Here is a 24,460-nt window from a genome sequence, read left to right as displayed (position 1 = left end):
TGGAAATACTTATGCATTTACACAGTATTTCAAATGTAGATATAATAGAAAAGTCTTTGAAACCTATAGATTCAACCTTAAATTTTATGCGCGTAGTTTACCTGAGTATCGAAATTAAAACTCTTCAGGTTGGCCTGACAATTAAGTATGTTATATTTTCTAAGTGCTTAGTAGGTTAATTCTAAGGAGTTCTACTCAAAATTTAAAATTGAAACTGAAGGTAAGTCGGCCACCATCGTCTCCATAATAATAACCAAGATTTCCGGTGATGGCACTAAAGCCGTTTATCCAAATAGAACCACCATAATTGTTTCTCCATCTTTCAGAATTAGAATCTTCAGCCCAAACACGTCCATAATCAAATCCTGCGCTTACTCCCATTTGCAATGGAATAAAATTAGTTTTGAATCTGCTTATACCCACGCGAAGATCTGTGGTATGGAAGAACGATTGTTTCCCGTTGAAACGTTCCCATCGGTAAGCTCTTAAATTTTCATTTCCGCCTAATATGGCTCCGTCGTAATATTCATAGTTATCACCAATGATTGCTTTACCTCCTACTTTAGAAGCCAATACGGCAATCCCGCTTGAGTGTAAAGGATAGTCTATAGCGAGGCTTGGATTTATGTAGGCAAACTCATTGTTGTACTCATCTATATTGGTTTTATAACCTGTGGTGATTTCAGCTTCAAATCCGCGAGTTGGGTAAGATGGGTTGTCCCTGTTTTCATACCGGTAATTAACTTCTCCTCCAGCATATAGCTGTTGGTTGAAAAGATCGTTTTCTTCAGAAAAAACATCGGCAATAAAACGATCTTCATCATAAGATACATTCCTGGATTGTAACATTGGTTTCACATAAAAGCTGCCTCCAGATCTACCACGCCATATTAATGACGGTGCTATTTCCCACTGTTCAATGAGAACCCGATTATAGTCTCGCCCATTGGCATCCCTGTCATATTCAGAGTCTACACCATCTCCAAAATAATTGATGGCGAAATTAGGGCTGGTGTATCTTGCTTCTATTCCAAGATTCCAGTTGTAGAAAATATGTGCAAATTCTCCCTGATATCCTATTTCAAATCCATTAGTGGCAAAATAATAAGAAGCTTTAAATGTATGTTGAGTATTAAAAGGATTATTTGTAAGGCCGTAAGTAGTATAAATATCCATTAACCCAAAAGATAATCCTTCATCGCCATTATAATCTGCCTGTGGGAGGATTTTATTTTCACTACGCTTACGTTTGTCTGGGTCAAAGGTGTTGATCTCGTATGAATCTACCAACCATTTTTTAGATTTAGGGTTTTTGATGGTATTCTCTTTGCTTTTATGATCAAACAATTTGATTTTTTTAGTATTCTCAAAATCATAGATGTCGTTCTCTTCTCCTCCTATCACTTTGATTTTTATTGGTTTATTTCCTTCTCCAATAACTTCAAAAGTGTCGTCCCCCTCAAGGCCATATATCCAAATTTCATCGGTAGCTTCAGCATTGTAAGAATTCCTGAACACTTCTTTACCATCTTCATTAATCATCACAATTTCAGTAGTTCCGTTTGCCTGTCTTTCAATAATAAAAGTATCGTCTTCTTCGGTTCCGGTTAAAACCTGGAATTCCTGAAGGTACTTGTAATATCGCTCGGCGATATCGCCTAGGTTGTCTCTCCTCGCTTTAAGACTTGCTTTTATATTTTCTACACTTTCGTCTTTAGCTGCATCGGGCAAAGCTTCAAAAGCAATATCTATCTCCTCATCGGTAAGTTGAGATTGAATAAAGTTTACCTGCTCCATCCAATCGTCCAGATCTGAAGTTTTCAATAAGCGCTGGTCCAATGGATATCCAGAGAGATTAAACCATTTTACATTATCAACATTATCGTCGTAAGTTTCCATTTTTCTTACCAAGGGTATTCCTAATTTTACTAAATCTGGAATAAAGCCATCGTAGTTTGGGAAGGCAAAATCTCTGTCTCTGGGAATTGGTTTATAAAGCTTCTTCCCATCTTCTTGTGAATGTTCAGCCCATCGCCATTGATCAAAATGCCTGTCCCAGTCGCCAATAAGCATATCTACAAGTCTATTTTTTATAAATGCTTTTTCATCGGGAACTGCATCTTTGCTTTCTCTTAATTCCTCAAGTAAATCGGTAGTGCTTATAATATCTTCAGGAGAACCAAATCTTTCAAACTCTTTGTTTTCGTCTCCTACGTGGGCTTCAAACATATAGAGTTCATCACCATATTCGTCGTTGTTGAGTCCTAAAGCTTTTTGTTTTGGGATATAGAATATTTGAGGTTTCCCGGCGTAAATATCCAATAGATCATTGATGTGTTTTAAGGAGTAACGGGCATAAGGGTGCGCGCTGGTAAAAAGGTCTAAAGCATAGCGTTGAGCAATAGTATTTTCTAAATAATCTTTTATATAATGATCTTTAATTGTGGTAGCCTGTAGAAATCTAGTGGCACTTTTTCGCAAAGCACGTATGGTAAATTCATGTTTATCCTCTCCAATAAATCGCAAAGAACGCGATTGCATCCCGCCGCCTTCTTTTAGAGGTTCAAGATTACCTTCCAAAGTATCCAGAAAAAGAACTGGGGCTTTAATTTTAGTGCTATAAACGTCTCTGTAAAAATCACCAATTAGAGACTTATAAAATCCTGATTTGTTTGTTTCTTCTTCAGTATAAATTGATGCGTTTATAGTATCGCCAATTTGTTCCTTAGTTTTGAATTCAATTTCATCCCAATTGGGTTCGTCGCTTTTTATCATTTTACTGAAAATTGGGTTTCCAGGATTTTCAATAGCAAAGAACTCTACTAAAGTTTCGTTGTTTTTATATAGTTTCAATCTAGCATAACCATTTTTAGTGGTTCCAAAATGCTCATCTTTTCTAATTTTAAGATTATTATTTTTTCCTGTTGTACCACTAATAATTTGAGGGATACCATCATCTTCCAGGTATTGTAAATTACCATCAACTCCAGAAAGAAAAATTACATTGTCAAACTGGCTGGCCAGGGTTTCCAACCGTCCCCGTAAATAACTGTGTTCTTTATTTTGATAATCTTGCGGTGAAAAACCGCCAATCTTTTCAACAAATGAGCGTTTAGAATTACTCATAATAGGATGCGGAAGAGAAACCAGGATCGTTTTTCCGTGGGCATCTTTAATATCATCTTTAAATTCAGTAAAAAAGCGTTCCCTTGTTTTAATATCACACTTAGAGTTCATATTTGGATGTTCGTCCCAATTTTCCAGGTACCATTGTGTGTCTACGGTAATAAGAATTACATCATCTGTGATATCTTCTTGCTCCAATGGGCAACCATCATCTGGCCAAACTTCTATGTTAGATTGACTATCTTGAAGAAAAGATTCTAAATCGTCTATTCTATTCTGACCACCTTTAGTCCACTCGTTTCTCCCGGGTGTAAAAATCACTTTTCCATTAAATTCCCGAACCGCATCTAGCAGATTTTCTTTAAGAAATTGCTTTTGAGTTTCACGTTCTTTTTCGTTTTTTGGAAATCCATCAGCGGGTAGAAAATTGCCGGGTACCAGTAAAGTGGCTTCCTTATCTTTTTTAGAAGCTTCCACAATATTTTCTAATAATATTTTTCCTTCACCGGTAAGATCATTTCCTATATTTCCAGCCAAATAATAAGTATGTTCCAATGTTTTAGGGTCTTCCTCTCCAGGGGTTACCTGTGCAGTTGCTGAAAATCCTGTAATAAATAAAAGAAATGTAAGCTTGAAAATTGTATTAATATTCCCCATATATGCGTGAAAAAGAAGTTTAATTTGAACCAAATTTCAATTTTTCAAAAAATTGTCACCCGGCAATAGCTTTTAACGCATTATAACACTTCGCTTTAGTAAGTCTTTAACTTTGAAAAGCTTCAGGGCTTAGTTTAAGTTTCTTTTTTCAATAAAAAAGCGTTTTAGTAAGCTTGAGGCTTCTTCTGCGAGAATTCCAGATTTCACTTCGGTTTTGGGGTGAAGTTTTACACCGGTTTTTCGATACCCTCGTTGGGTATCATCGGCAGCAAAAATTAATTTTGAAATTTGGCTCCAGTATAAAGCGCCGGCGCACATTTGGCAGGGTTCTAAACTAACGTACATCGTACAATCTTTTAAATATTTTCCACCAAGAAAACTTGCTGCCGCAGTTATGGCTTGCATTTCGGCGTGAGCGGTAACATCGTTAAGAGTTTCGGTTAGATTGTGCCCACGTGCGATAATTTGATTATTGATCACGATAACGACACCAACCGGAATTTCATCTCTCTCAAAAGCTTTTTCGGCTTCTTCGAGGGCTTTCCGCATAAAGTATTCGTCGTCGTAGGGCTGTAGCATTTTTAGTAATCTTTTCTGCGGAAAGATAAAAATTATAAAATTAGCTTCTGAAAAAATCCTTACAAGAAATATCTTTTCAAAGCTTAACTTTGTGCATTATGGATCTCAAGATTTTAGACTATATACATTCGCCAGAAGACTTACGAAAGCTCCCGACTGAAAAGCTACCGGAAGTTTCAGCCGCTCTCAGGAAGTTTATTATAGATATTGTTGCAACTAAAGAGGGGCATCTTGGTGCCAGTCTTGGCGTTGTAGAATTAACTGTTGCCCTGCATTATGCTTTTAATACTCCCGATGATTTGCTTGTATGGGATGTTGGCCACCAGGCCTATGGCCATAAGATCTTAACGGGAAGAAGAGAGAACTTCCATACCAATAGAAGGCTGAACGGAATTAGCGGATTTCCAAAAAGGGAAGAAAGTGAATACGATACTTTTGGGGTAGGGCATTCCTCAACCGCTATCTCTGCAGCGCTTGGGATGGCGATTGCTTCAAATTTAAAAGGAGCATTCAAAAAACATCATATTGCAGTTGTGGGAGATGCTTCTATTGCCAGTGGGATGGCCTTTGAAGGATTAAATCACGCAGGGGTAACCAATGCTAATTTACTGGTAGTGCTAAACGATAATGCTATTGGGATAGACCCCAGTGTTGGAGCGCTAAAACAATATCTTACCAAAGCAAGGGTTGGTTATAAACCGAAACAAAGCAACATCATTGAAGCACTGAATTTTAAATATTTTGGCCCGGTTGATGGACACGATATTACCGGATTGCTTGAAGTTTTCGAGCAAATGAAAAAAATACAGGGCCCCAAATTTCTTCATGTAATTACTACCAAAGGGAAAGGTTTAAAAAAGGCTGAAGAAGACCAGGTGAAATATCACGCTCCTGGGAAATTTAAGCCAGATACCGGCGAACTTTTACCTTACGATACTGCCGGATTGCCTTTAAAATATCAGGATGTTTTTGGACTTACTTTAGTAGAATTAGCTAAAAAAAATAAAAAAATTATAGGCATTACCCCGGCAATGCCTACCGGGAGTTCCTTAAAATTTATGATGCAGGCTTTTCCCGATCGTGCTTTTGATGTAGGAATAGCCGAACAACATGCGGTAACGCTTTCCGCAGGGATGGCTACCCAGGGTTTTGTAGTTTTTTGTGCTATTTATTCAACATTTTTGCAGCGTGCATACGACCAGGTAATTCACGATGTGGCGATCCAAAAATTACCAGTGGTTTTTTGTTTAGATAGGGCAGGCCTGGTTGGGGAAGATGGAGCTACCCACCACGGGGTATTTGATATTGCTTATTTAAGATGTATTCCTAATATAATTATTGCGGCGCCCAGCAATGAAACCGAACTTAGAAATCTTTTATACACTGCACAGTTAGATTTAAAACTCCCTATGGCTATAAGATATCCGCGGGGTAGGGGTGTTCAAACAAATTGGGAAACTCCTTTTGAAGAAATAGAAATAGGGAAGGCCCACTGCTTGAAGGAAGGTAGTAAGATTGCGATATTAACTATCGGGAATATGACTCAGAATGCTACTGAAGCCATAAAAAATTTTCAGACGGAGGAAATTGGGCAATATGATATGCGCTTCGTAAAACCTTTGGATGAAGAACTTCTGCATAAAATATTTAAAAAATATAAAGCGATTATTACTATAGAGGATGGTGTAGTGACCGGTGGATTTGGTTCTGCCGTGCTTGAATTTGCCGCAAAGCACGATTATAACTTGAAAATTAGAAATTTAGGAGTCCCCGATCAATTTATTGAACAGGGAAATATTGACGAATTACAAGAAATTGCGAAAATTAGCGTTGAATATATTGAAGAAGAAATAGTCTTCCTTCTTCAAAATATTTAATTTTGTAGTTCCGAAAAATCTAAATTAACTAATGAATATCAAAGTCTTATGCCTTTTAGCCTTCTTAATTCAATTATCTACATCTGCCAAAACCTTAAATACAGATTATTATCCTGACTATTATAACGATACTATAATTCCCTCAGATTCTATTAAAGTGGTACAGGATACTACCGAAGTAGATTCAGTGGTAGTCACTTTTTGGACAGAGAAAAACCAGATTGGAGTCAATTTAAACGAAGTTGCTTTTGTAAATTGGAATGCCGGTGGAAATAATTCTATTTCAGCATTAGTTCATGGTAACCTAGAGCGAACTTATAAAAAAGATGATCTCAATTGGCGAAACAGGGCAACAGTGCGCTATGGAATTAACTCCCAGGAAGGCCAGGAGCTTAGAAAAACAGAGGATGAAATACGTTTAAGCTCTACTTTTGGATATAGAAAAGATTCGCTTTCAAACTGGTTCTATTCAGCAAAATTTAATTTTAATACCCAATTTACAAACGGTTATAGATACCCTGATACTGACACCCCGATTTCGAAAATTATGGCGCCAGGATATTTATTTCTTGGTATTGGAAGCGAATATTCAGATCCTGTAGAAGATCTAACAGTATATATCTCACCGGTTACACAAAAATCCACTTTTGTGCTGGATCAAAGGTTGGCAAATGAGGGTATGTTTGGTGTTACCGCTGCAGTGCGCGATTCGCTGGGAAATGTTATTGAAAAAGGGGAAAATGTAAGAACAGAATTTGGTTTCCTGGTAAGCACAGATTTTTCAAAAGAGGTTTTTGAGAATGTTGAGGTAGATAATCAACTAAGTCTTTATTCAGATTATCTGAACAAATTTGGAAATATTGATGTGGAATGGCAGTTGAATGTTAATCTAAAAGTAAACGATTTTATAAAAGCCAACGTGGGCTCTCACATAATTTATGATGATGATGTGAAATTTAAAGAAGATACTAATGGCGATGGGCAACTTGAAACTACAGGCCCGCGATTACAGCTTAAGCAAATGCTAGGTGTGGGGTTAGTCTACGAATTTTAAGAAAGCCGGCTGTTTAAGCCGGCTTTTTCCTATAATTTAATCCCTTTATATTTTTCAAAAGAAGCCACCGTAAAACCATCGGTTAGTGAAGCGGTGTGTGAACAAATTTCTAGCAAACGCCGATACACAGAAGGCTCTTCCTGGAGTACAGCCAAACTGGGAACCGATTTCAATACCAGTTTGTTGAAATTTGAATCTTCCTGGTCTTTTTCAGGTAGCAAGGCATCAGTATAAGTATCTAAAAGGTGTGAAAGCATTTTATAGCCAGCGATCTCTTTGCTTATAACTTCCTCGCTTTGGTAAATTTTTTCAATACTAATTTTTATGATATCATTTATTTGAGCTTCATACTTACTTTTATCTAAGAGTCCCTGATGGAAATTACCTGCCAGAATAACGTCTTCGTTTTTTACGAAAGTGTTTACTGCTTCTGTAATCAAAGTATTTATGGCAAGGGCCCGAAGATAGCTCAACCTATCGGCAGTATTGATTAGGCTATTATATTTACTGGTGTTGATATTATCTTTAACTAACTTTATTAGATATTCTAAAGCATAATCTTCATCGATTAGCCCAAGGTTTATTCCGTCTTCAAAATCAATTATAGTATAACAAATGTCATCGGCGGCCTCCACCAAAAAAGCCAATGGATGCCTGTAGTAACTTATATCACCATCTTTTCCGGTATTTAATAAACCAAGTTCTATAGCAACCTCTTCAAAAATCTCTTTTTCGGTCTGGAAAAAGCCAAATTTTTTATCGGCTATATTTTGAGTTGGTTTGTAGGGTAGTGATTCTTTTGGATATTTTATAAACGCACCCAAAGTAGCGTAAGAAAGCCGAAGTCCTCCAGATATGCCTGGTTTGTTTTGTGTAAGTATTTTAAAACCATTGGCGTTACCTTCAAATTTTATTAAATCCTGGTATTCTTTGGGTGAAAGCTCACTTTTAAAACGTCTCCCATTTCCGTGGCTAAAATATTCTCCAATCGCTTTTTCTCCCGAATGTCCAAATGGAGGATTCCCGATATCGTGTGCCAAGGCCGCCGCGGCCACGATGGCTCCAAAATCGTTCATTTTGTATGCGTGTGTTTTTTCCAGCTGGGGGTGTTTTTCCAAAATTTTTTGACCTGCTAACCTTCCCAAAGATCGCCCAACTACAGAAACTTCCAGGCTATGGGTTAACCGGGTATGAACAAAATCGGTTTTGGAAAGAGGGATTACCTGGGTTTTATCCTGTAAACTTCTAAAAGCTGAAGAAAAAATAATTCGATCATAATCTACTTCAAAGCCCAGGCGGGTTTCATTTTGCTCTTTTCTTAGTCGTTTATTTGTGTCGCCAAAACGTTTTAAGGAGAGAAGTTGTTCCCAGTTCATCATAATTATATATTGTTTAAAGCCGAAAAATGGGTTTGATTTTCACCGCAGACTTAATTGTGATTCAAAAATAGAAAAAGCCTAAGAATATTGGCTATACAAAAATTATTTACTGTAGAAGTATAGAGAGACTGTGTGTAAAAAACTGAAACCGCATCACATTGGGGATCATAATGCTGGTTTCAGTTCTATAGATCAGTATTTTTTACTGACTTTATTTTAGATCTATATCTGTTTTTTTACTTTGAGGATAGTGTTTTGCTCTTTTTTCCAATAGATTCTCTTTAGCTGTTTTTTCTGAGTCTAAAGTTCTATTGATAATCAAGTCAGCAAAAAGCCTATTGCTTTCATAATCCAGGTATTCATTTAATGCCTTTTCTTTCAGGCCAATAAGTTCTAGAGGAAGAAAAGTAATCACTTCTTTTTCTATAGCAACAGCTTCTCCAATAATTTGCTGAACTTTTTTATCTGAAATATCTTCTAATAAATGATTTCTGAATAACTGGGTTGCAAAATCACGGTGCAAAGCTTTATCCCGGTAAATCATTTCATAAGTATAGCTAAGGCCGGGCATTAAACCACAGTTTTTTATCCAGAAGATTGTGGCAAAACTGCTATAAGAAAAAATACTTTTCGCTGTTGCAAGTGCAACTAATTTTTCAGCAAAAGATGGGCTATTAGTCCACTTTTTAATCCACTCTTCTCTGGCCTTGGTAGCAGGAAAGGTTTCAATTTCATTAAAAATGTTTTCTTGTTCCTGTAACGTTAGAAGGGTACTCAAACAAATACCATAAGCTTCAGTATGAGTGTTTTCTATGATCGCTTGAAAATCAAGGAACGATTTGATCTCGGGAACCTTTATATTATCGTTGAGTTTTTTAGTGATTTTTGAATTCAAATTTCTTTCTGAATAAAGAATAAGACCTAAAACTCTAATTAAAAATTGGTGTTTCTCTTCATCAATCTTTTTCCAATCTAATAAATCCTGAGAAAGATCTATTTCTCCTGAAGTCCAAAAATTATCTTCTATTGCTTTATATGCATCCCAAATATCATTGTGTTTAACAGGAAAAATTACAAATCTATCTTTGTTATCCCGAAGCCTGGGTTCCTGTTTTTTCATAAAGGGGGGATTAAATGGTTTTAAATGAAAATGCTTCAACAAATATTAAAAAATTTTCTGATTACCTTAATATGAAGTGTTTAAGATTATCACAAAGTTTTCAACATAAAAAGTTCATAATAAGAGCATTAGACCGATAAAATTTACTTTTCGTCGATTTAAGCCTGATTTTGAATTAATAAATCTGTATAAAATAGAAAAGGAAAGCTTTTAATATGAAATTTTTACTCCGGTTTTAGGATTATTTCTCGGGAGAAAAATGCCAGCTAATTTCAGGCGGGATATTTTCAACAAGTTGAACCTCGGTAGTTTTTGGATGAATTTTTCCAGAAGACTCTTCGAATATTTCTGTGATGTTATATTCAATTAAGTTCCAGCCTTTCTGTAAGTCTAGAGAATAGGTTTCTTTGGCTTCATAGCTTTCATTGGGAGTTCTAGTGAAGGTGGTAATGCTGCAAGTGCCATTTACTGTGGCTGGTTCATCAAGATATGTCCATTCCAAATATTTTCCAGTACTGCAATTTTCTTCCCCATAGGAGAAGAAATAATTTGCAATAGCTTTAGTAGATGCTGGCATTATCAAACCTAGAATTTCCTTCTCTCCAGTGAAAACAAACAATTGCCGTGGGAGACTGCTAAGATTGGTTTCTCCATTCTCATAGTTTAGATCGTTTGCCATACAGGAAAAAGTGCCAGAAACTGTTTTTAAAGATGCTTTCCAGCCTTCTGGTGCTTTTTGTTGTTCTTTCTCCATTTCCTTTTTCATTTTTTCGAGAAAATTTGTCTCAAGCTGAATCTCCATATTCCCTTCTTCAGAAATACTACCAAACTCCTGGACTTCCCCAGACATAAAATCTAAAACCCCAATTTTAGCGTCACCATATTCCCAATTTTCAACTTTAGCTTCAATAATATCTTGAGCATTTGAGCTTAAACCAAACAAGAGGCAGGCAACAAAAAGAATGTTTGATGTTTTCATTTTTCTTAAATATTAGCAAACCATTTTTCAAACTGATGTCCAAGAATTGGGACAGGTTTAGTGTTATGATTAATTGCATTTATAAGTCCCATAATCCATAGATAAAGAAGAAAAATAGAGCCTAGAAAACTAAGTATCCATCCTAAAATTGGGATCATTCCAATTATGAATAGTCCAAGACTTATTATTATAAGACCTAATGATTGTTTTATATGAAATGCCGCAAACGCATCTTTTTTGTCATTGTTTAAAACAAAGGCTACTACAAGACCAATTATTGTTAGATAGGCAACAATGGCTATGGTTTTAGGATCAAATGAACTTTTAGCTTCATTAGTAGTGTGTGTATTATGACTTTCCATAATTTTAAATTTTAATTGTTTGCTCCCAGAGCAGCATAATTTTCTTTATTAATATTAAAAGACTTTTGTTCCAGGCCTGTGCACCGCATATTTACATTTCTATCGGCGTTCTTTTTGTCTACCATCTGCATTTCCATCATTAAGGCATCGCCATCTTCCAGCCAATCAGCATTCCACCCTTTTGGAATGTTACTTTTTTCATCGCTATACATATTGGCAAAACTAATGGGGGCTTCCTGGGTAAGATAGAAAGTGAATTTATGTTCTTCGGTTTCGGTTTCATAACCCTGGCATTCATAACCAAGGATATTTTTTGTGCCAATTTTTTTTAATTCTGAATTTTTATATGGGTTGTCTTCTTCCTCAGGATTAGTTAGATCTTCTATTTTACTAGCCATGATAAAATTATTTTCATCTGATGAAAAATACATCACACTTAGCTTTTTATCCATATCCAGCATCATAAACATTCCCTCAGCTTGTGGCACGCGCATTCCAAAATATGGTGCGTTTTCTTTTAAAAGATAGGTCATATCCAAATTCCCGTCTTTGGTCTCCATATTTAGTTGGTATTCCCAGCTAAAATCGTAAGATTGAGGAACTTCGCTAATATCTACGCGATTGGCACCCATGGGGATCGGACTATTTTTTAGCTTAGTCTCCCACATTTTATTAAGGGATTTATTGGCTTCGTTGGCCGCCTTATTTGAAATATTGTCGGTTACCGCGTTTTCAACTTTGTTTTCAACTTTTTCTTTTAATTTTTTTAGAAACTGAGCTTCCATAGTTGATATGCAAAATAGCATTGTGAACCCCAGTAAGATGAGCTTTTTCATAATTTTGAATTTTAGATTATAAAATAAATTGTAAACCTTAAGCTTACAGATAGGGGCAAAAAATGATAAAAGTAGGGGGAATTATAAACCGGTTTAGGGAAAGACCCGGTTGTTTTTGGGGAATAAAATTGAAGTTTGAATATACGAAATGTTTCAGAAAGATTAAAATAATATTCTGAAAATCAATGATGTAAAATTTTTTCGATAACCGAGATTTAAATGCTCCGAGGCTTGTCTCGAATCAAATACTTTTCTTGTAATATGTCTGGTGGGCTTGCCCCGAGTTAATTTCCTACTGAAATTTAAAGCTCTTTGGCAGTCTCTTCTAATTGATTGTACCAATCTTCGCCGAATTTTCTAATTAGGGCATCTTTGGTAAATTTGTAAACCGGAACCTGTAAATCGGCTCCAAGGCTACAGGCGTCATCACAAATTTGCCATTTGTGGTAATTTACCGCAGAAAATTCTGAATATTCCTGGATACGAACGGGATATAAATGGCAGGAAATAGGTTTTTTAAAGTCGATATCGCCCTGGTTATAGGCTTCTTCAATTCCACAAAGTGCAATGCCTTTTTCATCAAAAGTTACATAGGCACAATCTGCTCCATCTATCAATGGAGTTTCAATTTCATCAAGATCAGTAGTAATATAGGTGCCCTGTTTCTCTATGGCATCTATTCCTTTTTGGCGTAAGTAAGGTTTTACTTTTGGGTATATCTCATCGAGAATTTGTCTTTCTTCCGGTGTAACCGGTGCACCGGCGTCGCCGTCTACACAGCAAGCACCTTTACAAGCTGAAAGATTACACACAAAATCTTTAGTTAAGATCTCTTCTGAAACTATGGTTTTTCCTATCTGAAACATGCTGCAAATATAAATTTAACTTACCTGACCCGGAAAATTTTAACCTATAAATCTTTTATGTTTTTGCGCAATTCATTTAAATTTTAAACCGGAAAATTTCAAAATATAGTTTTGTAAGTATTTAATGGCTAGTAATACTTTAATTTTAGAATGCGAAGCCTATACCTATATTTGCCATGAAACCAGAGAATAATAAAGCATAAGGTGTCCCGTCGGTATCAAAACCTACTGGTCTGGTTTCGCTGTTTCCATCGTTATAAACTCTTATGGTTTCTATTGTTTCTGGTAATGGAGAAAATGCATAGCCAACTTCAGGTCTAAAATAAAAAAGTCCGCCTAGTTTTGCTCCTAATTTCACGTTCAGGGATCCATGTGATGTATCTACAATATCTCTAAATTCCTGGTAGACTATTGTACCTTTCGCTTTAATATTTCCGTAACTCAAACCACCATACAAACCCTTTCCCGGTTTAAAGAAATAGTAATTTAATCCGCCTTCAATATAAGTGATGTCTAATTTATTATCCTGGGCCTCGGCCTCTTCATTAAAGCCTAACCAATCTGATTTTATCATCGAATAATCCAGGTTAACCGCTAATTTATCATTTAAAAGTGGCGTTACATATTCTATATTTCCGCCTATTATATTGGGAAATCCAACTTTAGCGCCAATTCTAAAGGGTCTTATTTTTCTCTCTTCTGTTTGGTTTTCATTGTTAGAAATAGATTCCTGGGCGTTAATGTTTCCCATATTGAATATAATTACCAGGGCGATCAAAATGTTAGTTTTTGTTTTCATTAATTGATGGTGTTAGTTAAAAAAAATTACAGGAAAGGACCGGGGAATGATTCCTCCCATATTTTATTAATCAAAAAGAGATGTTGAAAATTGAACCGTGTAGGGAAGATTAAAAGTATATTGAGCTACTTTCTAGTGCAATACTTGTTTTTGCGTATTTTTAGCAAATTCAGTTTAGCTGAAAATTACTTCAGGATTATACTTAAACAACCGGTAAAAGGTTCCCCGAAAAACTGGTTAAATTTTAATAAAAAATTTACATGCTAATTCCTTGACGCTCTGTTTTTAAAAATTACTTTTGCGCAAAATTTTTCAAAAAGGAAGTTATGTGGAAATTGTTAGACGCAAGACAGATCTTTACCGCAGGAATGATTCTTTTCGCGGTAATTGATATTATTGGAAACATCCCAATTATTATCGATCTAAGAAAGAAAGCTGGTCATATTCAGAGTGAAAAAGCCTCGGTTGTTGCCGGTATTATAATGATCGTTTTTCTATTTGTAGGAAAAGAGATTTTGAATCTTATAGGTATAGATGTGAATTCCTTTGCAGTAGCCGGTGCATTTATCTTATTTTTCCTGGCTCTGGAAATGATTTTGGGAATCACCCTTTATAAAGATGATGAGCCTGAAACCGCCTCTATCGTTCCCCTGGCATTTCCTTTAATCGCCGGTGCGGGTACGCTTACTACGCTGGTTTCACTTCAGGCAGAATATGAAGCGGTAAATATTATTGTTGCTATCCTTATCAATATTATCTTTGTATACCTGGTGCTAAAATCTTCCACTAAAATTGAGCAGGTTTTAGGTAGCCAGGGTATTAGTGTAATTAGAAAAGTATTTGGGGTAATTTTACTGGCCATTGCCGTAAAATTATTTGCCACTAACATTCAGAGTTTATTTTCATGAAGTTATTTATTTATACCGTAATTTTTTTAGCCGTTGTAATTATTGGTTACAGTGCTACCATATTAAATTTTGAAAATCTATTAAAAGGAGATAGCGGGACCGCTGTTCTTGTAATTGTAGGGAGTCTTTGTCTTATAATCCTTATGGGGATTTTACTAACCTCAAGAAGTATAGCGGCAAAGCATAATTCTTAAAGTTAAAACAGCATGATGCTGGGAGGGGTGCTGGTTGATTATATGTTGGCCAATGCCTAATTTTAATTTGAGTTAAAACTATAAATAGATGAAGTTTGATGTGATTATCGTAGGAGGCGGTGCTGCTGGAATGTCTTGCGGACTTATTTTGGGTTCAGCATTGCGCAATAATTTGATTTCTGATAAAAAAGTGGGAATACTCATGCATCAAAAGGCATCTCATTTAAACTCGGCGCTTCTCAATAATGTTCTGGGTGTAGTTCCGGGAACTTCAGGTCAACAAATTCTAAAGGAAAGTATTGTACATTTGAAGGAGCAGTATCCTGAAATTCAGCAAATAGATTCAGAAAAGGTAAAGGAGGTTATTGGGCTAGACGAAGGTTTTAGTATAATTACCAATAAAAATAGCTATGAAGCGGATATTGTAGTAATGGCTACCGGTTATACAAGCCCTTTGAGAATAAAAGGATTTGAATCTGAAGTAATTCCGCATAAAAAGGCTAAAGCTTCCAAAGAGCGAATTCAGCTAAAAAATGAAGATCACCTTGTGAAAACGGGGTTATATGTTGCTGGGAGTCTTGCTGGCTGGCGCAGTCAATTTTCCATTGCTTGTGGGAGTGGGGCCAGTGTGGCAACCGATATTCTTAGTTTATGGAAAGGAGAACACACCAAAGTTCACGATAAGCTTCTATAGCATAAAATAGCCTGTAACCATTAAGGGAATGGAGCACAACATTAAAATTAGACAGGAACGATGTAATCTTCTGTAAAGTAAGGCCAATCTTAATTTCTTCCGAAATTCCTTATCCTTGGTATTTTTTATCTGGCTTTTAATACATGCTACAGAAACGTTGGAAGATGTTACCAGGATTTCTTTTTGTAGAAATAGAAGAGCACTGTTGTCAAGTAATCTAAAACTCACCGCCACAATGAAAAAGAATAATGGGGAGATGGTTAAAAAAATTATAAGATTTTCCTGAAAAGCACTCATGAGTGCAATTTATTCATTTTTTTGCGATAATTCAAGGACTTTTTTAACCGTAGGGTCATTTTCATTAACCAATTTTTCAAATGCCGTGGTGCCAAATAATTGTTGGGCGATCACAGCTTTTAAATATTGCTTTAATAAAGGCTTTTCCTCATTTACACTAAGCCTAATATTTCCATCACCTACAAATCGAATAAAATCCCGCACCATTTGGTCTGAAATTTTCACTTCATCTTCAAAATTCTGAAGCTTTACATTATTGTAGAAAGATCTATTTTCTTCAAGAATGCTAAAAACAAACCTACTCATGTAACCTCCGTGCAATAGTAAACGAATATTATTGCGCTCATTATCGCTATCCTGCGGAATAAAAATATCAGGAATAATCCCGCCACCACCATATACTACTTTACCTGCAGGTGTTTCATATCTCAAGGAATCGTCAACATTGATGCTATCGGCACTATTTAGCTCGCCATTTTTATAGCGGCGCATATAATCTTTGAAATAACTTTCATTTCCGTTATCATAAGGTTTTTGGATGGAGCGGCCGGTAGGGGTGTAATAACGGGCTATGGTTAGTCTAACCGCACTGCCATCGCCTAAATCCATTTCACGTTGTACAAGACCTTTTCCATAAGATCTGCGGCCTACAATTGTACCACGATCATTATCCTGAAGTGCCCCGGCTACAACCTCACTTGCCGAAGCCGAATTCTCATTAATAAGTACGAAAAGACCTCCTTTTTCTAAAAGACCTTTACGCCTGGAAAAAGTTTCTTCTACAGCGCCACTCTTATTTTTGGTGTAGAGAATAAGCTTTTCGTCTTCCAGAAATTCATCTACAATTTTAATAGCTTCTGAAAGGTAACCTCCGGGATTGTCTCTAAGATCTAAAGCTATTTGATTTGCTCCCTGATTTTTGAGCTCTTTTAGTGCGTTTTGAAATTCTTTATATGTTGTTTCGGCAAAACGATTTATCTTGATATATCCTAAATCTGAAGATAACATATAGGCTGCATCTACACTCTTTAAGGGCACACGACCTCGCTTTACTTTGAAGGTGAGCAAATCTTTTATTCCTTTTCTTTTAACCTTAAGTGTCACCCGGGAATCTTCTTCTCCTTTAAGGTGTTTAGTTAAAGAATCGTTGCTAATATTATTGTTAAAAAGCGGGGTTCCATCAGCATAAAGAATTCGGTCACCGCCCCTGATTCCTATTTTTTCACTGGGTCCCCCTTCCAGAGCTTGAATTACTACTACAGTATCATTAATACTATAAAAACTTACTCCAATTCCTACAAAATCACCCTGCATATTTTCTACCACCCCGGCATATTCTTCCTTCGGAATATATACCGAGTGTGGATCTAAATTTTCCAGAATTCTATTTACCGTAAGATCTACAATACTATCGGTATTTACATCGTCTACATATTCATAATCAATGTAATCTATAAGTCTGTTGAGTTTTTGTTTTTTAGGATTTGAAGAAAATAAAGCATCAGAAGATGAAAAATCCAATTTACCGCCCAACAATACGCCGGCGGCGCAAGCTGTTGCTAGAAGAATGGGAATTAATATTTTTTGCCTGGTATTCAATCTTCTAAATCCTTTATCATTTCAAGTTCTACTCCGGCTTTTTTAAGAAAATCCAGTCCCGAATTATCTTTATAATCTATATGATAAACTAACCGGGTAATACCGGCCTGGTGAATTAATTTACTGCATTCTTTGCAGGGTGACATCGTGATATAGAGTGTAGCGCCATTACAGGATTGGGTAGAACCTGCAACTTTTAGAATAGCATTAGCTTCAGCGTGTAATACATACCATTTGGTGTATCCTTCGTCATCTTCACAATAGTTCTCAAACCCTGTAGGTGTGCCGTTGTAACCATCAGAAATTATCATTCTATCTTTTACAATAACTGCGCCAACCTGTTTCCTTTTACAATGGGATAACTTACTCCATTCACGAGCAATCCTTAAATAAGCCTTATCGTATTTTAATTGTTTCTTCTTATCCATGAGCGGTATATTCCGGCTTTTTAGGCATAAAGATTTTGCCTTATTTTTAAATGACTAATTTATTAAATCGCCTGAAAATTTTCCTGAAGAATTGGTAAAATAATACCAATTACAATTGCCGAAGTTACTAATACCCAGTCTCTTTTAGATACCGAGAAGATATTTTGAGCAATAAAACCAATAATCATTACGGCGATTACTGCAATTACCTGGGCGGTTTCTATCCCGAGGGCAAATTCGAGGAGGGGTAGCAATTTACTTTCGGTATTTGCAGCAACCATTTTAAAATAGCTAGAAAAACCAAGTCCGTGGATTAATCCAAAAAAGACAGTAGTGAAATACAACGGATTATGGTTTTTATTACGCTCCTTTTTACTCGCGGTAACAATATTGTAGAGCGCGGTAAGTATTATAGTAACGGGAATGAGCAATTCTACCCATGCAGGATCTACTTTTACGATATCATAAACCGAAAGAAATAGAGCCAGGGTATGGCCAATGGTAAATAAAGTTACCAGCCAGAGAATTTTTTTCCAGCTGCTAAAACTGTAAGCGGCTACCAGAACAATCAAAAATAAAATATGATCGTAAGCCTGCCAGTCCAGAACGTGTTCCAGACCTAATCTAAAGTACAGCCAGAATTGAGACATATCTAAATTATTAGAAAAACCCGAAAGTACAACTTATTCCCAAAATTGCAAAAGCATTTAGATTCCCTGTATTCAGTATAAGACAGGCGTCTTTATACTGGAAATTAACTTATGCTCGCAGTATGTTCAAATTTTCATTTTATAATACGTCTAAGTTTTAAGGTGGAACCTCAAACATTAACGTTGGTTTAAATGATGTTGAATGACATTTTGAGTAGTTTTGCTCGTTATGCAAGCTTTGAAAATTCTTTAATAGCTGGCTCAAAGAACATAATCTGATTTGGGTTAATGATAAAATGAATAATTATGAAGAAGAACCTTATGAATATGCAGAGTCTCGATATTTATCTATCCTCACTAAGCATGGAAGAATTCAAGGAAATTGAAGATGAAATAACAGTTTCAGATTTAAAGCTAATGCCACTTCGTAGCTGGGATATTTACAATGATTTTTATTCCCGGCAGTTGTCGTCTATTAAACAAAACAATGCTATTGATGCTTTCAAAAAAATAGCGCAGAAGTTTAACTGGAATAATGACCTGGATGTTATATTTAAAGATAAAACCTTTGATGCTTTGGTTTTAACCAATAAGCAAGCTAAAATTCAATGGGTAAGTGAAGGTTTTAGTGAAATGACAGGGTATAGTAGCAGGTTTGTTTTAGATAAAACACCTCATTTTTTACAAGGAAAGGAAACCGACCAAGCTGCTTTAAGCCGAATTAGACAGAAATTGTCGCGCGAAGAACCTTTTACAGAGGTTTTGGTAAATTATAAAAAAGACCAAACACTTTATAAATGTGAGATTAGTGTGATTCCATTAATAACTCAAAATACCACGCACTACCTCGCACTTGAAAGGCAGGCAGGATAATTAGTTTTTTAAATAAAGAAAGCCTTAAACTTGATAGTTTAGGGCTTTGCGTGAAGATGATGGGTTTACGTTTTAAAAGATACAGTGCTAAATATAAAAATGTTTACAGCAGGTTAATTACCCAGAAAAGTGATCAACTAAAAATAAAGGTTTTAGAATAAAACAATAAGCTATCTCTACGAGAATTTAACTAGGAAAAAAAGCAGTACCAGTATCTACCTTGACCAATGTTATACGGCATAGCCACTCTGCAATGAATAACCTGTGCAACTCCATTATTTACTGGAAATTGGAAAAAGGGACAATCCAGGATAGTTCTGAAACTTTGAAAGTAGAATCTGAAATTGAAAATAGACTTGATGTTAATTAAAAAACCCCGTAAACAGTGCGTTTTACGGGGTTTTGATGTTATTTGATTCATTAAAAGTACTCGAGGCGGGAGTGCTTTAAATCGCTTTTACTCCGCATTTACAAAGCCTTTCGAATAGGTTATTTTAGAGTGCCCCCGAATTAGACACCTTTAACTGAATATTAACTATTTTGAATTTGATCTTAGGTAAATTAGATCAGCTGGTTTGTAACAAAATAGGGGTAACAATTCATTTTTTATGTAATGAAATTAGGGTTATTTTGTAGATCTAAATCCATTAACGAGCTTTTGAAAGCTTTGCAGCAACTCTTCATAATAGAATGACCCATGGGTTTCTAAAACTTGATTTATAAGTTTACTTTCTTCTCTTTTATCGATTTCTACTTGCAAGATTTCCCGGATGGATGCCAGCGTTTCTGAATGCTTTTCTAATAATTCTCTGATATCTATTCCTAAAAGAACGGACCCTGCAGTTGTGTTATTAAAAAATTCCTGACCATATACTTCATCGTAATAATTGGTAGCAGCCCTTTGTTCATAAATAGATAAATAGTTTCCTAAAATAAATCCTATGTCATCTGCATCCTTATTGTTATACTGGTGACGATCTTTCCAGGCGATCAATTTCAAGATGAAAATTCCACTAAGTGTCGCAATCCTGATTTCGGTATCATCATCTATACGAACCGGTAAAGCAGCTTCAGCTGCGGCTTTAAAACCTAATACCGACATAGCCATCTCCTCATCAGGTGGCCAGAATATTTTGTGGTCTTTTTTTATTATTTCTCCAAAAGGCACAATATCTAATTCAAACTTACCTTTATAGATAAAGCGTTGTTTTTGGTCTTTATCCTTGGTGAAATTTTTAAGCTTTACGAGTTCTTTTTCTAAACTTACCCATTGTTCCCAATTGTTTACCGCAATGGCAATATCAAGATCATAGGTTAGTCGGCCGGACTGCGCATTGTGTAATTCCATAATAATATCACGTGCAGTGGCACCTATCACAAAAAAGGAAATACCGGCTTCTTTAAAATATCCGGTCAGTTCCAATAAAATCGGTTTTAACAGTGGATGCGTAAATTTTTCACTGGATATGTTGTAGCTCATTCGCTAGTATCTTTTTTGCGATCTCGATATTTCTTCCATAACCACTGTTTATTAAATCGGCATACACTAAAAGTGCGGGAGCTGTTTTGCTGGTGGTATCATTACCTTTCCAAAATTTTTGTAAAACTTCAACAGTTCCGGTCTCGTTTGGGACTAAGCCAAGTTTTTTTGCAACTTTAGAAAGTTCCAAATCTGTAAATACGATAAATTGTTCAGGCCTTAAATTATCTGTAAGAAGTGCCCCTCCTGGCTCTCCTCCCCAAAGAATGGACCCATTTTCAGAATATAGTTCGAGACTACGCCAGTTTTTTAATCGTTCTTTGTCTATAAATCGCATCCGTTTTCTTAGAATTCTAGGCTTTAGATTAGCATTAAAATCCACCACCCATCGCTCTAGCAGTTCAGTTTTATTTTTAAGAATCCGTTTGTTACTTGTTTTTAGGATGTAATTTAGTTCTTCAAGTTCAGCCATTACGTTACTTACTGAACCTACAGACACATCGGCCTGCTCCGCTATTCTTCTGTAAGAGTCCTGAAGGTTTTCCGGTTTATTTAATAAATGAAAAATAATTTTTAACCCTGCTTCCTGAAAAGCCCGGGATTGATTCATTTTATTTTTTTTGGTGTTTTTCTGCCCTTCTACGAAAATGGCCAGGTCTTGATGTTTAATAAATGCATTACCTGCAACATCAATATAGTTTATGCCTCGTTTTTTAAGTTCCTGGGTGGCTTGTTTTGAAATATATTCAGCAATTAAAATAATGGGTTTGCTATTATTGTTTTTCAGATCCTCTAGCTGAGATAGGATAAGGCCTTGATTAGAGGTTCTAACAGCAGATCTATGCTCTACGACGAACTTTGTATTATGCACAGTCAAAAGTACTTCGTTAGGCCGATTGGAATCTACCTGGATAAAAACTTTGCTAAGTTCGTCAAGCTTAGAAGCAGCCTCGTAAATAAAGTCATTATTCTTATACATTGCTCTTCGTGTTCATTTTTGTTTGTTGTTCAGTGACAATGAACACTCAAATATAATGAACATATACTGATTAGGAAAGAATAAATAGCATTTTAGTTTACCTAACTTTTTCTGCATACTTAAATTCGTAAACAGAATCCGAGCCACTTTTCAAAAAAGACATCTACTTTTCAAACGTAACGGTAGGTTGATCTTTCTATTCCTTTAGGTTGAATCCACAAGAAAAATAAAAGGAGAAATCTTCTATATCCTATTAATCATTATTATCTACGATTGATGCTTCAATCGTTAATCTTTCAATGGTTTCTTTTACGAATTCCTGGTATGTTTTATCGAAATATTCATTGGTATACCAGTTTTCCAAGCTAGCAACTATTGGGTCTAAGTATATAAAATGCCTGTTTTCGATATAATCTTTTGAAAGTTTGTTTGCAGTATCTTGATCTCCTAGTTGTCTGGCGATAAAAATCTCGCCTGCCCTTACAAAATGTTCGTACAAAGCGATCTTCCAACTTGAGTATGCCTGATCAGACATTTCCCTTTTTATAGGCTCAAAAAGGAAGTCTTTTTTACTAATTATAGAATCCTGGATATTATCGATAACCGGATTTACAAATGAATGACCAAACTCATGAACAGAAAGATTTCTTAACTGCTTTGAATTTGCATAACCAAGCGATAATTTATCAATATCTTCTAATTCTGTGGGTAAGCTTAATGAACCAAAAACATATCCAATATTTCTATCTCGAGATAGGGCATAACCCTGACTAAAGGGCATAGTTAAACTGGCATTTAAAAAGTAAGCATTTGCTTCTTTATCATACAAATGTTCCATTTCGGTTATAAAACCTTCATTAGGTAAATTGTTCTCTACCTCTTCAATCATTTTACTGTAGTATGCCTCATATTCTTCTAAATACTCTTCAAATTTTATTTCTTTATGAAAGTTATTTAGAGCTAAAATAAATCTTTCTTTTTCCTGATCTGAAGTAAATAACTCTTGAGAAGATGACTTTTCTGGGATTTCTGTATTTGGAAACTCAGTTAAAAGCAAAACAAAGTTTGTATACTCTAGATACCAATGCTTTTGAAAAAACTCATTTAAAATTTTTAAATTTTCAGAATCTAAATGATTTTCGAATCGGTTTCCAATTTTTAGATTTAAAGCAAATAAGTCTTTAACGCTTACCTCTTTGCCATCATAAACGAAAGAATTATTGTTGTCATTTAAGTCCTCGTACATATTGGATAGGAAATAGGCAAGGCTTAATAATTCAAAATTGGCATTGTAAAGTACCTTAATTTCTTTCTTTTTATAGGTGGGATATTCTATTTTAAAATTTCCTTTTGCTGAAGATCCTTTTATCCGCATTTGCAAAGGTTTCTTCAAATCTGTTTTAAGATGAACAATTTTGCTATTCTCATATTTAAAATCATCTCTGTTGATTTTAAATGTAAAATCCCCTTCCTTATGTTCGGTTAAATAACTCAGGTAAACGACCTTATTGGAATCCTCTTCGATTTCAATTTTTTCACTACTGTTGAAATCCTCAAAGGATGCGGAAAACGAATTTTTACCCTGTTCACTTTCCCAATTTTTAGATGTGCCGCAAGAAACAACAGTGAGGAAAAACAATAAAGAGGTTAGCTGATTTCTCATATGATTAAATTTATTGCCGCTTGGCTTTTTTAATTAAATTATCCATTTCTAAAAAATTTAAACCGGCCAGTAAATTCGTTTTAATGGTATAAGCGATCTGGTTCCAGGGTCAAACTGATCATAATGTTGCACAATAAGATGCACCAACAAATCAAGATCAATTAGTGTTAACGGGTTATTAGATCGTTCTGCTTCGTATTTAGCATCTTTTGAAAAGCCTCCGGTTGAAACATAAAGTCCCTTATCATTTGGTCTAAGCCCTCCTATGAAATTCCTGATTTCAGAAGCTCCCATGGAATTTTGCCGATGTTTTACTTCTACTTTTATTCTGGGATTTTCCAACCCTAGTCCGTCTGGTGATGCCATAATATCTACTCCTCTATCCGGTCCTTTAGGAGTCAAGATTGTTTTATATCCCATTCCTCTTAAAATACCGGCTATTAACTCCTCCATTTCTTCCCAGTCCAAAGCCTGCACTTTGTCTTTTATAAACTCGTGGGATTTAGCTTCAAAATTCTCTTTTAGTAAATCCAGAGTTTCTTCAACTTCCTCCTCTGCATCATCTTCTATACTTGCACTAGAAGTTGCAACCCTGGTTTTACCTAAGATTTCTTCCCAGGCATTTCCGGTTATTTTAAAAATAGTTAAAACGGAACCTAGAGTATTTTTAGTCTTAGTACTTAAATTATCCCTTGGGATAGTTTTTTCCCAGGCTACCTCCCGGTAATGGTTAAATTCTTTGTCAGCAGAATATTTATAATCTGAAGTTATTTTGCCTAAAGTGTACTGTCGGGTTTCAGGATTATAAGTGATCACATTATCTCCTTTTTGAAACTCATTCTTAAACCTAAAAATTTGACCGGCAAAATTATTGACCTGGCTTACTTTATAATTAGGATAACCGGTTTGAATTTTATGCTTTAAATCTTCTAGATTTAGTTTTTTGGAGATATCACCAATTTCATTCCATCCTATGGCGACAATATTTTGTTCCATAAACTTCTCAAAGAGATATCCGCTTTCGCCAGACCTAACCATCCATAATTTATTTTCCATTTTTT

Annotated in this window: 22 protein-coding genes; 6 read left to right on the top strand and 16 right to left on the bottom strand. The window is 35.6% G+C overall.

Going from position 1 to position 24,460, the window contains the following annotated elements; genetic code table 11:
* Window positions 1-195: 195 nt before the first annotated feature.
* Both FG27_RS08510 and FG27_RS08505 read right to left on the bottom strand, forming a co-directional pair.
* Complete coding sequence (locus FG27_RS08510) at window positions 196-3,816, bottom strand: metallophosphatase (RefSeq protein WP_037317999.1); 3,621 nt, start codon at window positions 3,814-3,816, stop codon at window positions 196-198.
* A gap of 96 nt (window positions 3,817-3,912) precedes the next feature.
* Entirely contained in the window at window positions 3,913-4,362 is a 450-nt protein-coding gene (locus tag FG27_RS08505; protein ID WP_037317997.1) for a nucleoside deaminase, read from the bottom strand.
* A gap of 98 nt (window positions 4,363-4,460) precedes the next feature.
* Here FG27_RS08505 and dxs point away from each other — a divergent pair, with 98 nt between their 5' ends.
* Together dxs and FG27_RS08495 are read left to right on the top strand one after the other, a co-directional pair.
* Window positions 4,461-6,239, top strand: a complete 1,779-nt coding sequence (gene dxs, locus FG27_RS08500) for a 1-deoxy-D-xylulose-5-phosphate synthase (protein ID WP_037317995.1) — start codon at window positions 4,461-4,463, stop codon at window positions 6,237-6,239.
* A gap of 31 nt (window positions 6,240-6,270) precedes the next feature.
* Window positions 6,271-7,293 (top strand): DUF3078 domain-containing protein, encoded by a 1,023-nt coding sequence (locus FG27_RS08495; protein WP_037317993.1) that lies wholly within the window; start codon window positions 6,271-6,273, stop codon window positions 7,291-7,293.
* A gap of 29 nt (window positions 7,294-7,322) precedes the next feature.
* Here the strand turns inward: FG27_RS08495 and dgt are convergent, their stop codons facing one another.
* From dgt to FG27_RS08460, 7 genes are all read right to left on the bottom strand, one after another.
* Window positions 7,323-8,669, bottom strand: coding sequence for a dGTP triphosphohydrolase (dgt, locus tag FG27_RS08490; protein WP_037317991.1), 1,347 nt, complete (start codon window positions 8,667-8,669; stop codon window positions 7,323-7,325).
* Between the two features lie 214 nt (window positions 8,670-8,883).
* Window positions 8,884-9,792 (bottom strand): ribonucleotide-diphosphate reductase subunit beta, encoded by a 909-nt coding sequence (locus FG27_RS08485; protein WP_051935800.1) that lies wholly within the window; start codon window positions 9,790-9,792, stop codon window positions 8,884-8,886.
* Window positions 9,793-10,033: 241 nt separating this feature from the next.
* Entirely contained in the window at window positions 10,034-10,771 is a 738-nt protein-coding gene (locus FG27_RS08480; protein ID WP_037317989.1) for a hypothetical protein, read from the bottom strand.
* Window positions 10,772-10,776: 5 nt separating this feature from the next.
* Window positions 10,777-11,133, bottom strand: coding sequence for a DUF4870 domain-containing protein (locus FG27_RS08475; RefSeq protein ID WP_037317987.1), 357 nt, complete (start codon window positions 11,131-11,133; stop codon window positions 10,777-10,779).
* 11 nt (window positions 11,134-11,144) lie between these two features.
* Window positions 11,145-11,969 carry a DUF4412 domain-containing protein gene (locus FG27_RS08470; protein ID WP_081912608.1) on the bottom strand — a complete coding sequence of 275 codons (825 nt, stop codon included), beginning with the start codon at window positions 11,967-11,969 and terminating at the stop codon, window positions 11,145-11,147.
* Window positions 11,970-12,271: 302 nt separating this feature from the next.
* Entirely contained in the window at window positions 12,272-12,835 is a 564-nt protein-coding gene (locus tag FG27_RS08465; RefSeq protein ID WP_037317983.1) for a DUF3109 family protein, read from the bottom strand.
* 145 nt (window positions 12,836-12,980) lie between these two features.
* Complete coding sequence (locus FG27_RS08460) at window positions 12,981-13,634, bottom strand: hypothetical protein (RefSeq protein WP_037317981.1); 654 nt, start codon at window positions 13,632-13,634, stop codon at window positions 12,981-12,983.
* A 326-nt stretch (window positions 13,635-13,960) separates the two neighbouring features.
* Between FG27_RS08460 and FG27_RS08455 the strand changes: the two genes are divergently transcribed.
* The 3 genes from FG27_RS08455 to FG27_RS08445 all read left to right on the top strand — a co-directional run bounded on the left by FG27_RS08455 (window position 13,961) and on the right by FG27_RS08445 (window position 15,430).
* On the top strand, window positions 13,961-14,542 hold the full coding sequence (locus FG27_RS08455; protein ID WP_197051680.1) for a MarC family protein: 582 nt from the start codon (window positions 13,961-13,963) through the stop codon (window positions 14,540-14,542).
* On the top strand, window positions 14,539-14,736 hold the full coding sequence (locus FG27_RS08450; RefSeq protein WP_037317979.1) for a hypothetical protein: 198 nt from the start codon (window positions 14,539-14,541) through the stop codon (window positions 14,734-14,736). The genes FG27_RS08455 and FG27_RS08450 overlap by 4 nt, the downstream gene beginning before the upstream one ends.
* An 88-nt stretch (window positions 14,737-14,824) precedes the next feature.
* On the top strand, window positions 14,825-15,430 hold the full coding sequence (locus FG27_RS08445) for an FAD-dependent oxidoreductase (RefSeq protein ID WP_037317977.1): 606 nt from the start codon (window positions 14,825-14,827) through the stop codon (window positions 15,428-15,430).
* Between the two features lie 306 nt (window positions 15,431-15,736).
* Here FG27_RS08445 and FG27_RS08435 read toward each other — a convergent pair whose 3' ends face one another.
* From FG27_RS08435 to FG27_RS08425, 3 genes are all read right to left on the bottom strand, one after another.
* On the bottom strand, window positions 15,737-17,326 hold the full coding sequence (locus tag FG27_RS08435) for a S41 family peptidase (protein WP_037317973.1): 1,590 nt from the start codon (window positions 17,324-17,326) through the stop codon (window positions 15,737-15,739).
* A complete protein-coding gene (locus FG27_RS08430) occupies window positions 17,323-17,754 on the bottom strand; it encodes a dCMP deaminase family protein (RefSeq protein WP_037317971.1) in 432 nt (143 codons plus the stop codon). Before FG27_RS08430 ends, FG27_RS08435 begins: the two co-directional genes overlap by 4 nt.
* A gap of 62 nt (window positions 17,755-17,816) precedes the next feature.
* A complete protein-coding gene (locus FG27_RS08425) occupies window positions 17,817-18,404 on the bottom strand; it encodes a HupE/UreJ family protein (RefSeq protein ID WP_037317969.1) in 588 nt (195 codons plus the stop codon).
* A gap of 306 nt (window positions 18,405-18,710) precedes the next feature.
* Between FG27_RS08425 and FG27_RS08420 the strand changes: the two genes are divergently transcribed.
* Window positions 18,711-19,277 (top strand): PAS domain-containing protein, encoded by a 567-nt coding sequence (locus FG27_RS08420; RefSeq protein ID WP_037317967.1) that lies wholly within the window; start codon window positions 18,711-18,713, stop codon window positions 19,275-19,277.
* A gap of 625 nt (window positions 19,278-19,902) precedes the next feature.
* Here the strand turns inward: FG27_RS08420 and FG27_RS08415 are convergent.
* The 4 genes from FG27_RS08415 to FG27_RS08400 form a co-directional block, all read right to left on the bottom strand.
* Complete coding sequence (locus FG27_RS08415) at window positions 19,903-20,757, bottom strand: nucleotidyl transferase AbiEii/AbiGii toxin family protein (RefSeq protein WP_037317965.1); 855 nt, start codon at window positions 20,755-20,757, stop codon at window positions 19,903-19,905.
* On the bottom strand, window positions 20,735-21,736 hold the full coding sequence (locus tag FG27_RS08410; RefSeq protein WP_037317963.1) for a type IV toxin-antitoxin system AbiEi family antitoxin: 1,002 nt from the start codon (window positions 21,734-21,736) through the stop codon (window positions 20,735-20,737). Before FG27_RS08410 ends, FG27_RS08415 begins: the two co-directional genes overlap by 23 nt.
* A 253-nt stretch (window positions 21,737-21,989) precedes the next feature.
* On the bottom strand, window positions 21,990-23,399 hold the full coding sequence (locus FG27_RS08405; RefSeq protein WP_037317961.1) for a DUF4932 domain-containing protein: 1,410 nt from the start codon (window positions 23,397-23,399) through the stop codon (window positions 21,990-21,992).
* 57 nt (window positions 23,400-23,456) lie between these two features.
* A complete protein-coding gene (locus FG27_RS08400; RefSeq protein ID WP_037317960.1) occupies window positions 23,457-24,455 on the bottom strand; it encodes a restriction endonuclease in 999 nt (332 codons plus the stop codon).
* Window positions 24,456-24,460 lie beyond the last annotated feature (5 nt).

Origin of the sequence: Salegentibacter sp. Hel_I_6, assembly GCF_000745315.1 — a bacterium.
GTDB lineage: Bacteria > Bacteroidota > Bacteroidia > Flavobacteriales > Flavobacteriaceae > Salegentibacter.
The sequence above is the reverse complement of the archived record's forward strand: the minus strand, read 5'-3'. Positions and strand labels throughout refer to the sequence as shown.

What these genes read in the sequence shown, in the direction of transcription:
- FG27_RS08505 (WP_037317997.1), bottom strand. Translation starts at nt 4,362, where the DNA reads ATGCTACAGCCCTACGACGACGAATACTTTATGCGGAAAGCCCTCGAA.
- dxs (WP_037317995.1), top strand. Translation starts at nt 4,461, where the DNA reads ATGGATCTCAAGATTTTAGACTATATACATTCGCCAGAAGACTTACGA.
- FG27_RS08495 (WP_037317993.1), top strand. Translation starts at nt 6,271, where the DNA reads ATGAATATCAAAGTCTTATGCCTTTTAGCCTTCTTAATTCAATTATCT.
- dgt (WP_037317991.1), bottom strand. Translation starts at nt 8,669, where the DNA reads ATGAACTGGGAACAACTTCTCTCCTTAAAACGTTTTGGCGACACAAAT.
- FG27_RS08485 (WP_051935800.1), bottom strand. Translation starts at nt 9,792, where the DNA reads ATGAAAAAACAGGAACCCAGGCTTCGGGATAACAAAGATAGATTTGTA.
- FG27_RS08480 (WP_037317989.1), bottom strand. Translation starts at nt 10,771, where the DNA reads ATGAAAACATCAAACATTCTTTTTGTTGCCTGCCTCTTGTTTGGTTTA.
- FG27_RS08475 (WP_037317987.1), bottom strand. Translation starts at nt 11,133, where the DNA reads ATGGAAAGTCATAATACACACACTACTAATGAAGCTAAAAGTTCATTT.
- FG27_RS08470 (WP_081912608.1), bottom strand. Translation starts at nt 11,969, where the DNA reads ATGAAAAAGCTCATCTTACTGGGGTTCACAATGCTATTTTGCATATCA.
- FG27_RS08465 (WP_037317983.1), bottom strand. Translation starts at nt 12,835, where the DNA reads ATGTTTCAGATAGGAAAAACCATAGTTTCAGAAGAGATCTTAACTAAA.
- FG27_RS08460 (WP_037317981.1), bottom strand. Translation starts at nt 13,634, where the DNA reads ATGAAAACAAAAACTAACATTTTGATCGCCCTGGTAATTATATTCAAT.
- FG27_RS08455 (WP_197051680.1), top strand. Translation starts at nt 13,961, where the DNA reads ATGTGGAAATTGTTAGACGCAAGACAGATCTTTACCGCAGGAATGATT.
- FG27_RS08450 (WP_037317979.1), top strand. Translation starts at nt 14,539, where the DNA reads ATGAAGTTATTTATTTATACCGTAATTTTTTTAGCCGTTGTAATTATT.
- FG27_RS08445 (WP_037317977.1), top strand. Translation starts at nt 14,825, where the DNA reads ATGAAGTTTGATGTGATTATCGTAGGAGGCGGTGCTGCTGGAATGTCT.
- FG27_RS08430 (WP_037317971.1), bottom strand. Translation starts at nt 17,754, where the DNA reads ATGGATAAGAAGAAACAATTAAAATACGATAAGGCTTATTTAAGGATT.
- FG27_RS08425 (WP_037317969.1), bottom strand. Translation starts at nt 18,404, where the DNA reads ATGTCTCAATTCTGGCTGTACTTTAGATTAGGTCTGGAACACGTTCTG.
- FG27_RS08420 (WP_037317967.1), top strand. Translation starts at nt 18,711, where the DNA reads ATGAAGAAGAACCTTATGAATATGCAGAGTCTCGATATTTATCTATCC.
- FG27_RS08415 (WP_037317965.1), bottom strand. Translation starts at nt 20,757, where the DNA reads ATGAGCTACAACATATCCAGTGAAAAATTTACGCATCCACTGTTAAAA.
- FG27_RS08410 (WP_037317963.1), bottom strand. Translation starts at nt 21,736, where the DNA reads ATGTATAAGAATAATGACTTTATTTACGAGGCTGCTTCTAAGCTTGAC.
- FG27_RS08405 (WP_037317961.1), bottom strand. Translation starts at nt 23,399, where the DNA reads ATGAGAAATCAGCTAACCTCTTTATTGTTTTTCCTCACTGTTGTTTCT.
- FG27_RS08400 (WP_037317960.1), bottom strand. Translation starts at nt 24,455, where the DNA reads ATGGAAAATAAATTATGGATGGTTAGGTCTGGCGAAAGCGGATATCTC.